This window comes from Micromonospora sp. CA-111912 (assembly GCF_050948415.1).
Taxonomy (GTDB): domain Bacteria; phylum Actinomycetota; class Actinomycetes; order Mycobacteriales; family Micromonosporaceae; genus Micromonospora.
This window is the reverse complement of record NZ_CP192007.1, coordinates 722,973-736,199: the sequence shown is the minus strand read 5'-3', so window position 1 is coordinate 736,199 and position 13,227 is coordinate 722,973. Positions and strand designations below refer to the sequence as shown.

General features: G+C 65.1%; 10 protein-coding genes. All 10 read left to right on the top strand.

Going from position 1 to position 13,227, the window contains the following annotated elements:
- The 10 genes from queC to dpdF all read left to right on the top strand — a co-directional run bounded on the left by queC (position 1) and on the right by dpdF (position 13,227).
- Complete coding sequence (gene queC / locus ACQPZO_RS03410) at positions 1-702, top strand: 7-cyano-7-deazaguanine synthase QueC (protein WP_433346945.1); 702 nt, start codon at positions 1-3, stop codon at positions 700-702.
- Positions 703-710: 8 nt separating this feature from the next.
- Complete coding sequence (gene queE / locus ACQPZO_RS03405; protein ID WP_357243765.1) at positions 711-1,349, top strand: 7-carboxy-7-deazaguanine synthase; 639 nt, start codon at positions 711-713, stop codon at positions 1,347-1,349.
- Positions 1,349-1,705: a 6-carboxytetrahydropterin synthase QueD gene (gene queD / locus ACQPZO_RS03400; protein ID WP_433346942.1), complete on the top strand. Its 357-nt coding sequence runs from the start codon at positions 1,349-1,351 to the stop codon at positions 1,703-1,705. Before queE ends, queD begins: the two co-directional genes overlap by 1 nt.
- On the top strand, positions 1,702-2,541 hold the full coding sequence (gene folE2, locus ACQPZO_RS03395) for a GTP cyclohydrolase FolE2 (protein ID WP_433346940.1): 840 nt from the start codon (positions 1,702-1,704) through the stop codon (positions 2,539-2,541). The genes queD and folE2 overlap by 4 nt, the downstream gene beginning before the upstream one ends.
- 145 nt (positions 2,542-2,686) lie before the next feature.
- The gene (locus tag ACQPZO_RS03390; protein ID WP_433346938.1) at positions 2,687-3,493 is read left to right on the top strand and encodes a hypothetical protein; all 807 of its coding nucleotides are present in this window, start codon (positions 2,687-2,689) and stop codon (positions 3,491-3,493) included.
- The gene (gene dbpB / locus ACQPZO_RS03385) at positions 3,475-4,635 is read left to right on the top strand and encodes a DGQHR domain-containing protein DpdB (RefSeq protein ID WP_433346936.1); all 1,161 of its coding nucleotides are present in this window, start codon (positions 3,475-3,477) and stop codon (positions 4,633-4,635) included. Before ACQPZO_RS03390 ends, dbpB (ACQPZO_RS03385) begins: the two co-directional genes overlap by 19 nt.
- The gene (gene dpdA, locus ACQPZO_RS03380) at positions 4,632-5,873 is read left to right on the top strand and encodes a tRNA-guanine transglycosylase DpdA (RefSeq protein WP_433346934.1); all 1,242 of its coding nucleotides are present in this window, start codon (positions 4,632-4,634) and stop codon (positions 5,871-5,873) included. The genes dbpB (ACQPZO_RS03385) and dpdA overlap by 4 nt, the downstream gene beginning before the upstream one ends.
- Positions 5,870-7,015, top strand: coding sequence for a DGQHR domain-containing protein DpdB (dbpB, locus tag ACQPZO_RS03375; protein ID WP_433346932.1), 1,146 nt, complete (start codon positions 5,870-5,872; stop codon positions 7,013-7,015). Before dpdA ends, dbpB (ACQPZO_RS03375) begins: the two co-directional genes overlap by 4 nt.
- Positions 7,016-7,400: 385 nt before the next feature.
- Positions 7,401-10,652, top strand: a complete 3,252-nt coding sequence (dpdE, locus tag ACQPZO_RS03370) for a protein DpdE (RefSeq protein ID WP_433346930.1) — start codon at positions 7,401-7,403, stop codon at positions 10,650-10,652.
- Positions 10,642-13,227 (top strand): protein DpdF, encoded by a 2,586-nt coding sequence (dpdF, locus tag ACQPZO_RS03365; protein ID WP_433346928.1) that lies wholly within the window; start codon positions 10,642-10,644, stop codon positions 13,225-13,227. Before dpdE ends, dpdF begins: the two co-directional genes overlap by 11 nt.

Below are 13,227 nucleotides of genomic sequence, written 5' to 3'. Positions count from 1 at the left end.
ATGGCGCAGCGCAAGGCGGTAGTCCTCCTTAGCGGCGGTTTGGACTCGGCGACGGTGCTAGCGATCGCCCGGAACGAAGGGTACGAGACCTTCGCGCTGAGCTTCAGGTACGGACAACGCCACACGGTCGAGTTGCAGGCGGCAGAGCGCGTCGCCGCCGCACTGGGAGCGACCAAGCATGTGGTAGCCGACATTGACCTGCGGGTCTTCGGTGGATCGGCGCTCACCGACGCGTCGATCGCGGTACCACATCACGACAGCGTTGACGACCTCACAGCCGATGACATTCCCGTCACCTATGTCCCAGCACGCAACACGATCTTCTTGTCGTTCGCCCTGGCATGGGCCGAGACGCTTGACGCGTCGGACGTTTTCATCGGGGTCAGCGCACTCGACTACAGCGGCTACCCGGACTGCCGTCCGGAATACATCAAGGCCTACGAGGAGATGGCGAACCTTGCCACTAGGGCTGGGGTCGAGGGCCGCCAGAGACTGAAGGTCCACACTCCCCTGATTCAGTTGACCAAGGCAGACACCATCCGGCGAGGCCTCGAACTAAGTGTGGACTACGCCCTCACCCACAGTTGCTACGACCCGGTCGACGACCGCGCCTGCGGCACGTGCGACTCGTGCCTCCTGCGCAACCGCGGCTTTGCCGAGCTGGGGTTGACCGATCCGGCCCTGACGACGTCACAGAGCTGAACAGGGTCATGTACAAGATCAAGGAAATCTTTTACACCCTACAGGGTGAAGGCAGCCACGCTGGTCGACCCGCAGTCTTCTGCCGGTTCGCGTCCTGCAACCTGTGGACCGGACGCGAGACCGACCGGCACCGCGCGATCTGCCAGTTCTGTGACACCGATTTCGTCGGCACCGACGGGCCTGGCGGGGGCCGTTTCGCCAGCGCCGCGGACCTCGCCACAGCGGTGGCCAAGACATGGCAGGGCCTGCCGCACTCCCGTAGCAAGCCGTACGTGGTGTGCACCGGAGGGGAGCCGCTGCTGCAACTCGACGATGACGCCGTGGCGGCGCTGCACGCCGAGGGCTTCGAGGTTGCGGTGGAAACCAACGGCACCAAACCGGCGCCCACTGGCCTCGACTGGATCTGTGTCAGCCCGAAGGCCGGCGCCGATCTGGTGTTGACCGCCGGCGACGAACTCAAGCTCGTCTATCCCCAGCCCGCCGCGATGCCTGAGCTTTTCGAGGACCTCGCGTTCACGTTCATGCGGTTGCAGCCGATGGACGGCCCAGAGCAGGAGGCCAACACCCGCGCGGCGGTGGCCTACTGCCTGGCTCACCCGCAGTGGCAACTGAGCCTGCAGACCCACAAGTATTTAGGAATAGCCTGATGGAGATTTACCGCGAGTTCACCTTCGAGGCCGCCCACCGGCTTCCTCGCGTGCCCGAAGGGCACAAGTGCGCCCGCCTCCACGGCCACTCCTACAAAGTGCAGGTACACGTCCGCGGGGCCGTCGATCCGGCGACGGGTTGGGTGATGGACTTCGCCGAGATCAAGAAGGCGTTCCGCCCGCTGCACGACCAACTCGACCACTACTACCTCAACGATGTCCCCGGGTTGGACAACCCCACCAGCGAAAACCTTGCCCGCTGGATCTGGGAACGACTCATCGATCAACTGCCGCTGTCAGAGATCCTCGTCCGGGAAACCTGCACGTCAGGCTGCGTCTACCGAGGCGACGCATGACGATCAGTGAGATGAAGGGCGACAGCTTGCAAGACGTTCAGGCCCTACCGGACACTCGGGGCATCGCCCTCGACGAGGTCGGTGTCGAGGGCCTTCGCTACCCCCTGCTCATCTCCGACGCGCGTGGCAACAAGCGCGAGACCGTCGCGACAGTCACCATGTCGGTGAGCCTCGCCGACCACGTCAAAGGCGCCCACCTGAGCCGCTTCGTCGACGTGCTGCACACCTGGCGCGACCGACTCAGCAGCCAAGCCGTCACCTTGATGGCCGACGACCTGCGCCAACGCATGGGCTGTGCTACCGCCCGCGTCGCTCTCACCTTCCCGTACTTCCTGGAACGCCTCGCCCCGGTCACCGGCATCGCCTCGTTCATGGACTACACCTGCACCCTGACCGCCGCCGCCAGCGACCGTGGGGACGAAGTGGTGCTCGCCGTGAAGGTGCCGGTCACCAGCGTGTGCCCGTGCAGCAAAGCGATCAGCGACCGCGGCGCGCACAACCAACGCGGCTGGGTCACCATCGACGCCCGCCCACACACCCCCGCCACCGGCCTGTGGTTCGACCACCTCATCGACATCGCCGAGGCAGCCGGATCATCGCCGGTGTACGCGCTACTCAAACGTCCGGACGAACGCCACGTGACCATGGCCGGCTACGACAACCCCGTCTTCGTTGAGGACATGATCCGCACCGTTGCCGGGGCACTGGACCACGACGTCCGCATCGCCGAGTACCGGATCCGCGTGGTCAACGACGAAAGCATCCACAACCACGCCGCCTTCGCGCAGATCCCCTGGACGCTGACCGCAACGACTCGAAACTCCACCGATGGCTAGCACCGGTCACTCCGGCCCGGCCAACGTGCACGTTGTGGTCACCTGCAGCAACCGGAAACGACACACAGTGCCAGACCGGCTACGGGTGGGTCACCTCCGTGAACGCGCTCCAGGTCAGCGATTCGCCACCTGGACAAACCGACTGTTGACCAGTTCTGCCAGCAGCTTCCCTGCCATTGATCTGTACGCCGGTGAGCATTGGCAGATTGCCCGGACCCTGCCCGACCAGATCGCACCGCGGACCGCGACGTTATGGGTCTGCTCAGCAGGCTACGGGCTCATCGCCGCATCGACGGCGATCCGGCCCTATGCGGCAACGTTCGCCTCGGGCGGGGTCGATTCGGTCGGTAAGGATAAAACCGCCGCCCGCGACTGGTGGACAAGGCTGACCGAGTGGCCGGGCCCCGACGCAGACCAACCGCGATCATTCGCGGACCTAGCCCGTCGTGATCCACACGCCACGATTATCGCGGTGCTCTCTGACGCCTACCAGCGAGCCTGCGCCACGGATGTCACCGTTGCGGCCAGTCTGTTGCACGACACGCAGCAACTATCCGTTGTCGGGCCATCCACTAATGACCTCGAAGACCTCGTCGTACCGGTGACCGCCAGGCTGCAACCTCACCTCGGCGGCAGCCTGCTATCACTCAACGCCCGCGTCGCAGCGTTCCTGCTGCGCTCGTCGGTCGATGACGATCACGACCTACGGCGCGCACGACTGCGCGAGCGTGTGAAACAGACAACCCAAGCAACGCCAGTTCCCGCAACTCGCACCGCTGGACAGCGTCTCACCGACGAAGAGGTGCGCGCCTTCATCCGTGGGCATGCGGGCGAACGGGCAGTCACCGCGACGGGATTGCTGCGACGCCTTCGCCTGTCGGGACGGTCATGTGAGCAAGCCCGCTTCGGGCAACTTTTCGCCGAGGTGATGGCATGGGGGGCGCGCCCCTGATGCCTGCCTCACCGCCTCCCAACAGCATGGTCCGTCGGGCCTTGTGCATCGCGCAGAGCACCGAATATCCCCTATATGTCTTCACCCTCCGGGCCGAGGAGATTTTGCAGGTCGCGGAGATCTCCCGGGTCAGTCGTGACCATGCCGGCAAGCTCATCGGCTATCAACGCCCTGAGGTGCGCAAACATATCCAGGAGATCGTCGAGTACCTGAACAGCGACGTTGCGGTCTTCCCCAACCCGATCATCATGGCGTTGTCGTCGAGAGTGCACTTCAAGAAAATCCGCGGCGACCGGCTCCCGGGAGATGAGCTCGGCATCACCGGTACGCTCTCCATCCCCATGGCGGAAAACGGACGGCCGAAACCCGCGTGGATCGTCGACGGGCAGCAACGCGCGGTGGCGCTGTCCCGCACGCGGCGCAAAGACTTCCCCGTCCCAATCACCGCGTTCGTCGCCGACGCCGTGAAGGTCCAACGCGATCAGTTCCTGCGCATCAACAACACCCGGCCGTTGCCACGCGGTTTGGTGACGGAGCTGCTACCGGCGGTCGACAGCCCACTGCCGACGCGGTTGGCCATCCGCCGGGCTCCGTCGGAGCTATGCGACGTGCTCAACACCGACGAACGCTCACCGCTGCGTGGGATGATCAAGCGGGCGTCGACGGACAAGTCGCAGACCGCCCTCGCGGTCATCACCGACACGGGATTCGTCGAACTGATCAAAGACAGTTTGACGTCGGCCGGGTGCCTTTTCCCGTATCGGGACGTGGGCCGCAACGAGACTGACTTCGACGGCATCCTGCACGCCCTCTACACCTACTGGGGTGCCGTGCGTGACACCTTCCCCGATGCCTGGGGGAAACCGGCAGCCAAGAGCCGGTTGATGCACGGCGCAGGGATACGCGCCATGGGCCGCCTCATGGACCGGGTGCTCGGCATCGTCGATCCCCGCGGAGCGGACGCGCCTCGCCTGATCCGCGAGCACCTTGCGTTGATCGTCCCGTACTGTCGCTGGACCTCGGGTACGTGGGACGAGCTCAACATGCGGTGGAACGAGGTCGAGAACACCCCCCGCGACATCCAGGCACTGTCCAACTACCTCATCCGGGTGCACCGCAACGCCCAGGCGGAGCAGCGATGAAATTCTTCTTTCCTGACAGCCAGGACCAGGTCGATCCGAGCTTCGACTTCATCACCGAAGAACGGGACCCGTTCCGCGTCCGGCAACGCGACGACCTGTACGCGCACGAGGTCCTGACCCAAGCGCCGTTCGACGGGCTGCTGGTGTCCAAGGCCATCGTGGACGGGCTGGCCAGCGGCACCACGGGCAAGTACACCGGAGCACAACGCCACCGCCTCTATCGTGAAGGCGCCGCCAAGTTCTTCCGGCTCGACAACGGCCATACCCCGTTGGAGATCATGGGCGATTGCGGTGCCTTCTCCTACGTCGCCGAAGAGCGGCCGCCGTACACTGTTGATGAAGTCATCGATTTCTACGACGGATGCGGCTTCAACTACGGCATCGCCGTCGATCACGTGATCTTTCAGTACGAGCCCGAGACGTCACGCGACGATCCCAGGGCACAGGAATGGGTCCGTCGCCAGAAGATCACCCTCGATTTGGCCCAGGAGTTCTGGGATCGGTGCGACGCCCGCAACGTCAGCTTCGCCCCTGTCGGTGTTGCCCAGGGCTGGAGCCCGCAGTCCTACGCGGACGCGATCACGGAACTGCAGCGCATCGGCTACTCCCGCATCGCGCTCGGCGGCATGGTGCCGCTGAAGACCAATGAAATCCTCGCCTGCCTACGAGCGATCGACCAGGTCCGAGAGCACTCCACCGAACTGCACCTTCTGGGTGTTAGCCGCGTCGACGACGTGCCGACGTTCGTTAGCCACGGCGTCACCAGCTTCGACAGCACCTCACCGTTCCGCCAGGCATTCAAGGACGACCGGGACAACTACTACACCCCCACCCGCACCCATGTCGCCCTGCGCGTTCCGCAGGTGGACGGCAACGCGAAGCTCAAGGCCCGGATCCGCTCTGGCGAGATCGGCCAAGGCGAGGCGATGGCGCTCGAGCGGACTGCCCTCACCCTTTTGCGCGAGTACGACGCTGACAAGACTGACCTCGAGCCGGTCGTGGAGGCACTCGTCGCCTACAGCGCGCTGTGGGACGGCGGCAAGTCCGACCGCAGCGAGCAGTACCGTGCGACGTTGGCGGCTCGGCCGTGGCGCGACTGCCGTTGCGATCTCTGTGTCGCCGTTGGGATTGAGATCGTCGTGTTTCGGGGCTCCGAGCGCAACAAACGGCGCGGCTTCCACAACCTGTACGTGTTCGAACAGCGTCTCCGCGCACAACGAGGAAGGACAACCGCGTGACCAAGACCCGGACCGAGGAGTCCGCTGACTCCGCCGTTACCCAGGAGTTACGCCTGCCCGCCTTGGAGATCCAGCAGGGCCGCGGGCGCCTTCTGTACACCTTTGCCATGGACGGCAAGCTCGTATCCAAGATCGCTACGGTTTCCCGCATCCGCCGCGACGAGGACGCCCTGCTGCACGGCTATCAACGGCCCGAGGTCCTTGCCCATGTCGCGGCGATCCGCCGATACATCGAAACCGACGCGAGCCCCCTGCTCCCCAACGCCATCGTCATCGCGTTCGACGAACGGGTGCGCTTCGAGCCAGGCCAGACGGGATCCGACAGCCCCGGCTACGTGCGCAGCGGAACTTTGATCATCCCGATCACCGAAGGCCCTGATCACGACAGGCCCGGCTTCATTGTGGATGGACAGCAGCGCAGCGCAGCCATCCGCGACGCCAGGGTCGATGCTTTCCCAGTGAGCATCAGCGCCTTCATCACGAACGAGACCGCAGATCAGCGCTCACAGTTCATCCTGGTCAACTCCACCAAGGCACTGCCGAAGGGGCTCATCCACGAACTCCTGCCCGGAGCCTCGGGCGCGCTGCCAACTCCGCTGCGGGTACGTCAACTGCCGGCAACCCTGCTCGAGGGGCTCAACTTCGACGCCCGGTCTCCACTCAACCGGATGATCCAGACCCCGACCAACCCGTCCGGCGTCATCAAGGACAACTCGGTCTTGAGGATGCTGGAGACCAGTTTGAGCGACGGCGCCCTCTACCGGTTCCGCAACGACGAGGCGCTGCCGACCACCGGCTATATGTTGACCGTCCTGTTCAATTTCTGGACCGCTGTCAGCCAGGTCTTCCCCGAAGCATGGGGCAAGCCGCCCCGCAAGTCGCGCCTCATGCACGGCGTCGGAATCATCAGTATGGGCTACCTCATGGACGCCATTAGCCATGCGCTTGAGGAGGGCGACGGGATCGTCGAGGTTGAGGAGTTCGCCGCCCACCTCAAGTCGATCGCCGATGACTGCCGCTGGACTGACGGTGAGTGGGACTTCGGCAACGGCATCGTCCGCAGGTGGAACGACATCCAGAACACGCCTCGCGATATCAAGCGCGTCGCGGATTTCCTGCAGGTCAGGTACCGGAATAGGTAGTCAAGCATCGAGTGCGTGCGGCTACTGGGTGTCGCGCTGGGCTGAGGCGAATTCGGGTCGGCCCTACGTCGCAGCCCCGGCCGCCAGACGTGGCCGGCAGCCGGACGGTGGTGGGGCAGCGGCGTCGTGGCCTCCTGAGGGCACAGGCGCCGCCGCGCCGCCGCCGCGCCGGGTCCGAACCGCGCCTGCGTGGGAAGCGATGGGCGCCCTAGACGAGAACGTGAATCCAGCTCAGGAGTTGGGTTGGTCTTTTGGGCTATTCGGCTGATCAAGGTGGGCACCGCTGCTGCTGCCACATCTCCGAGGTAGTCGATACCCTGCGTTGGTGCGTTTAGGTGCCGATCCGTCCGCAGGGCGGCGCGCAGGGACGGGGACCAGTCCGATCATGCTGCTGCCGACCGGTCAATTCGTTGAGCACCCACAGGTTCCAGGTATCGGACGTGTGGGAGAACGTCGTGGCGGCGACGTGCGAATTGATGCCTTCGAGTCCATTGCGAGGCCGGTCGCGCAGAGCTATTGGGTCCCGGCCGACGAGTGCCGTCTGGCGCAACTGCTACCCCAGACGAGGGTCTACTGGCAGGACCCTGATACGGGACGGTGGCGGGCGGGCCGGATCATCGGCGGTGGCCCTGGTGTCTACTTCGTGCGCCTACCCAACAAGGACCTCGACTACCAGGTTCCACAGCAGCATCTGCGGGTGCGCTGGGACAGGCCGATCGCCTCTCCGGTTGAGGTCCTCGCAGCGGGCGCCAACGAGTCGCCGTACTTTCGGGATGCCCGGCTTCCGATGCTCAGCAGCCTCGTGGCCCAACGGGCCGCCTGCGCCGACCTTCCCGCGCTGCTGTCGGCGGCGATCGAAATTTATCCGCATCAGGTGCAAGCTGCGCTGACCGTGCTCAGCGACCCTGTGCAGCGATACCTCTTGGCCGACGAGGTCGGCCTCGGGAAGACCATTGAGGCTGGACTGGTCATCCGGCAGCGCCTCCTCGATCAGCCGACCGCTCGGATCGTCGTCCTCGCGCCGGACATGCTGCGGCAGCAATGGAGCCGTGAACTGCAGGGAAAGTTTTTCACCGAGGACTTCCCGGCAGCAACGATAAAGATCAGCCGCCATGAAACCCCAGACAAGTGGGAGGAATACCACGGCTTCGACCTGGTTGTGGTGGACGAGGCACATCGCCTGACCGATGCGGCCGACCCAACGGAAGCCCGATATTGGGAACTGACCCAGTTGGCGCACTCCACGCCCCGGTTGCTGCTCCTGTCGGCTACACCGCCGATGTCGCGGCCGCAGGCGCACCTCGGCATGCTGCATTTGCTCGATCCCGTTCTCTACCGCTGGGAGGACCTGCCGCAATTCACCCAGCGATTCCAGGCACGGCGCGTCCTGGCCAACGCCGTCTTCGCGCTCGACGCGGACTTCGAGCCTCTACTTCCGAGCGCCATCGCGGAGATCTCGGACCTCCTCCCCGGCGACATAACGTTCCGCGATCTTGCCGGTCGCGTTTCGGACCTGCTGACTGCCGATGGCGACCTGATCGACGAAGGCGAGCGCGAGATCCTCCGTTCACACGTCGATGCCATGCGGGCCCACATCAGTGAGACGTACCGCATGCATCGCAGAGTCATCCGCCACCGCCGGCACAACGTCCTTACGTCGGCAGGCGACGACTCCGTGGACGCACTGCCCTTCGAGGTCACTGGCCGGCAGCGACCTACCGTACTGAGCGTCGTCGCCAATGACGAACTAATCAGCGAGTCGCTGGTGACGTGGCAGCAACACGTGTCGCACTGGCTGCTCGACCACAACGCAGACGACCGCGCCGGAGCGTACGGACTCGTTCTGGCGGTGCTGTCGTCGCGCAGTGACGGTCTCTCCGGGGATCTGAAGGACGCTCTCCGGTGGCGCATCCACCGTGACGACGCGGCTGCTCGGCGCGCCGGCCTGAGTGAGCACGAGCGTGAGGTGCTTGCTGCGGCGGCTGTGTTGCCTGACGACGAGGACCTTCTGCGTAAACTCGACGAAAACGAGGCCGCAGCGCCCGACATGCGTGACTACCTTCAGGTGCTCGGACAGCACAAACGCGCTGTGATGTTCTGCGGCGGAGGAAGTCTGGCCGGCTTGATCGCCGACGTCCTGACACCGAACGCGCGAGTCCGGACCACCGAGCACACCCATCGTCGAGGTGCTGCGGCGAGTGCCGTAAACGTGGATCGCTGGCGGGCCGAGGGCGGCGTCCTCATTGCAGACGACAGCGCCGAGGACGGCGTCAATCTGCAAGAGGCCGATGCCGTAATCCATCTACGGCTGCCGTGGTCCCCCAACCAGTGTGAGCAACGGCTGGGACGAGTAGACCGGTTCGCCGGCGCGTTCGGTGCCGGACACCGGGCAGCCATGCAGTACGTCGCCCCTGGCGGTCACGCCGACAACTCCTTTGCCGCCGCTTGGACGACGCTGCTCACGAGTGCGGTAAGCATCTTCGACGACTCGGTGTCGGCGCTGCAGTACGCCCTCAATAGTTTGACCACGACGATCTGGGAGACCGGCCTGCGGGATGGACCGGCGGCGATGCTGGAGATGGCCGATACGGTCACCGATGCCCTCAGGAAGGAGCGTCGGGAGATCGACGGAATGGACACTGTCGAGGCCGTGCACGAGGGCTCACTCGGCCTCACCGTCGCTGAGGCGATGACCAATACCGAGGTTCACTGGGGTGCCCACGAGAAGGCGATGCGGCTCTATGCCGGCGCCGAAGCCGGCGGGCTGCGGTTCGCTGTTCATCCCGAGGGATCGATTCGGCACGTCATGCGGTTCGAACGCGCCCGTGCAAACCCGTTGGTGTCCCCGCGGCTCCTCGCCATCTCCGGACGGTCCGTCCCAACGGCAGCCATGCAAGGCACATTCAACAGGAACACCGCTCTGCGTACACCGAACACCCGGCTCTTCCGGCTGGGTAACCCTTTTGTCGACCTGCTCGCGAACGTTGTGGCGATCGACGATCGCGGCCAGGCGTGCGTGTTCTGGCGCCCGGGCATCCGCGGTCGAGAGCTCCGCTCCTACTTCGGCTTCGACTTCCTGGTCGAGGCCGACATCGAGCCGGCTCTAGAACTCGTCGGAGACGCGGCGGACGCTGTACTTGCCCTCCGACGTCAGGCCAGCGTCATTCTTCCGCCCATCATGCGGCGGATCTGGCTGCCGTCGCAGGCAGACCGGGCCGTGCAGGATTCCAGCCTCCTGCGGTGGCTGGAAGCCCCGTACGCGCAGGATCGCGGCGACCTCAACCTCAATGAAGAGCGAATATCTGATCTATGGAACTACTTCGGCGACATCGAAGGGCTTGCGGCGGCCGCCCGCAGCGCTGAAGCATCCGCACGCGACGAGTTGACCCGTTCCGCGCAGCTCGTACGGCGCGCGGAGCAGGCGCAGCATGAAGCAGGCCGGGTCTGGGCAGTCCGTCGCGCCCAAGCCGAGGCGCGCCGGAACGCCGGCCGGCTGTTGTCCGATACTGATAGCTACCTCACCGATGTGCGCGTGGCGGCTGCTCTCATCGACGCCCTGAAGGAGCCGAAGGTCCGGCTAATGGCCGTGACCTGCGTGACCGGCGGCGAATTGGGGGTGCCACAAGATGGCAACTGATGGCTGGTCATGCGCCCAGGAGCTTTGGGCTAGCTGGCCCGAGGTTCCAGCTACGTTCCCTGCCTCGGGCAGTTGTGCGCGGCTGCGTGATGCGCTCGTTGGCCTTACCGCCGGTGGTGCAGGATGGCGTGATGTGGTCGGGCTGACCCGTCAGATTCTGCTCGAGAACGAGGCACGCCAGGGTGGCGACTGGCCCCTCATTGTGCCCGCCAGCCCGGTCCTCCCGAGCCGCCAACAGTGGGAGGACGTGGGCTGCGAGGCATTGTCAGTGGTTGCGGGCTTCTCGGTGACGGCACGAATCTGGCATCCTCGCACCGACGCCCCTGTGTCGGACGGCGCCGCCAAGCAGGAGGTTCTCGAGGTCTACAGCGGGGACGCCACCCCTAGGTCAGCTCATCCGGCGGATCCGTTTTGGAGCCGGGCACTCGGCACCGGCTTTCAGCATTACACCTCACTGGGACAGCGGCAGGCAGCCCGCGCGATCGTGACGGCTCCGGCCGGCAGCACGACCATCGTGTGTCTGCCGACCGGCCAGGGAAAGACTGAGGTGGCGTGGGCTGCTGTCCTGCCCGCGACACGGCAGCGCGGTGTCGCAGTCGTCGTGGTCCCCACGGTCGTACTGGCCATGGACATGGAACGTCGTCTGCGTGCGCTACTCACATCGCTCGGGGAGCAGGAAAGTCCTAGCGGCCACTATGCCTACACCGGCGGGACTTCGGAAGACGTCAAACAGGCCATCCGCAAAGACATCCGTGGTGGTCGCCAACGCGTCGTCATCGCGGCTCCCGAAGCCATCCTGACCGGGCTCAGCCAGGCACTGGACGACGCGACACGGCAGGGCTACCTCACTCACCTGATCATCGACGAGGCGCACCTGGTCGAGCAGTGGGGCAATGAATTCCGTCCAGAGTTTCAGGCGATGAGCGGGCAGCGTCGCTCCTGGCTCGCCATCGCCCCGCCTGGCCGTGAGTTGATCACATTGGCCATGAGCGCCACGCTGACCGAACACCAGATCCAGACGCTGGTGGAGTTGTTCAGTTCACCGGGTCGCGTCGAGTTGGTTTGGGCGTCGCAAACACGCCGCGAACCGTCCTACTTCGTCGAACGCTTCAGAACCGAAGCCGACCGGTGCGCCGCGGTTTTGCATGCGGTCGGCACCCTGCCGCGCCCGCTCATCCTGTACACATCGCTGAAGAGAGATGCGCAGGAGTGGACTCGCCGGCTCAAGACTGCCGGGCTCCTTCGCGTCGCGGAGGTCACGGGCGACATGTCCGATGCCGAGCGCAGAGCCGCCGTGATGGGATGGCGCGGAGAGAGCGACGAAGGCAAAGCGGCGCCCACCGAACACGACATCGTCGTCGGGACGTCAGCCTTTGGCCTCGGGCTGGACATGTCCAGTGTGCGCAGCGTTGTACACGCCTGCCTGCCCGAAACCTTGGACCGGTATTACCAAGAAGTAGGACGCAGTGGGCGCGACGGCCGCCCCGCAGCCGTCTACCTGACTATCGCACCCGGTGACGACGAGACGGCGAAGCGGCTCAACGCCTCCATCGTCATCAGCCCCGAGAAAGGCTGGGACCGGTGGCGCACCATGTCTCGAGCCGCTTCTGACCTCGGGGACGGCCGCCACGAGACAAGTCTTGATGCGGTTCCGCCGCACGTCCTCGCCGAGTCACGGCACAACCGCCAGTGGAACGTCCGCACCTTGAACCTGATGTCACGCGCCGGCCTCATCACACTTGAAGAATCACAAGCCCCTGAACGGCTACCGGACGAGCCCGATGGCCTGTGGCAGGCCAGGCTGGACCAGTACTTCAGCGGCCTCGATGCCCGGGTGGTCTTTCGGCTGCAGGATGGTCAGACAAATGACCGATCACATTGGGGGCGAGCATTCGGCACACAACGGGCACTTGTCGCGCAGCAGCAAACCGCTGCGCTCGACCGCCTGCAGGAATTGATAAAGGGTGACCGATGCGTCGGCGACGTCCTCGGCGACTACTACCGCATACCATGGCGAGGCGGGTTGTTGGGCACCGCCGTGAGCTGTCGAGGATGCCCTCACTGCCGGCGATGGCCCGACATGCGAGGCGACGATCCTCTTTACCGCGACGGCGGCGAACCCCATCCCGCAATTCCTCACTGGGAGGGAGGCCGTGATCCCCTCGCACTGATCCGCGGCGACCATCCGTGGTTGAGCATTTGGTGGCGGACGCCAACTGCACGCGATGATCTTCTGCCCGAACTGCTGTCGCAGCTCGCGCGGCGCGGTCTGGGGGTGCTTGCTGGCCCCGGAATTACCGCACGTCTCGCGAACCGCATACAGCGCGAAGCGTGGCCCCACCCGGTCATCGTGGACCACGACGGCAACCTCACCGAATCCTTCTCCGGGCCGCTAGTCTGGGTCGCCGACGACCTGCCCGCCCTGCCGACCGCCGTACGTCTGCGCCTGCAGGACGACGTTCCGACCTACCTCGTGCACGCCCAGGACCTGCCCGATCCCGAACGGCCGACCATTAGTCTGCGGCAGATGTGCGACGCTTCACTCTCGCTCGAGACCGCCCTTGGAGCGCTGTGA

What these genes read in the sequence shown, in the direction of transcription:
- dpdF (WP_433346928.1), top strand. Translation starts at nt 10,642, where the DNA reads ATGGCAACTGATGGCTGGTCATGCGCCCAGGAGCTTTGGGCTAGCTGG.
- queC (WP_433346945.1), top strand. Translation starts at nt 1, where the DNA reads ATGGCGCAGCGCAAGGCGGTAGTCCTCCTTAGCGGCGGTTTGGACTCG.
- queE (WP_357243765.1), top strand. Translation starts at nt 711, where the DNA reads ATGTACAAGATCAAGGAAATCTTTTACACCCTACAGGGTGAAGGCAGC.
- dbpB (WP_433346936.1), top strand. Translation starts at nt 3,475, where the DNA reads ATGGGGGGCGCGCCCCTGATGCCTGCCTCACCGCCTCCCAACAGCATG.
- dpdA (WP_433346934.1), top strand. Translation starts at nt 4,632, where the DNA reads ATGAAATTCTTCTTTCCTGACAGCCAGGACCAGGTCGATCCGAGCTTC.
- dpdE (WP_433346930.1), top strand. Translation starts at nt 7,401, where the DNA reads ATGCTGCTGCCGACCGGTCAATTCGTTGAGCACCCACAGGTTCCAGGT.
- folE2 (WP_433346940.1), top strand. Translation starts at nt 1,702, where the DNA reads ATGACGATCAGTGAGATGAAGGGCGACAGCTTGCAAGACGTTCAGGCC.
- queD (WP_433346942.1), top strand. Translation starts at nt 1,349, where the DNA reads ATGGAGATTTACCGCGAGTTCACCTTCGAGGCCGCCCACCGGCTTCCT.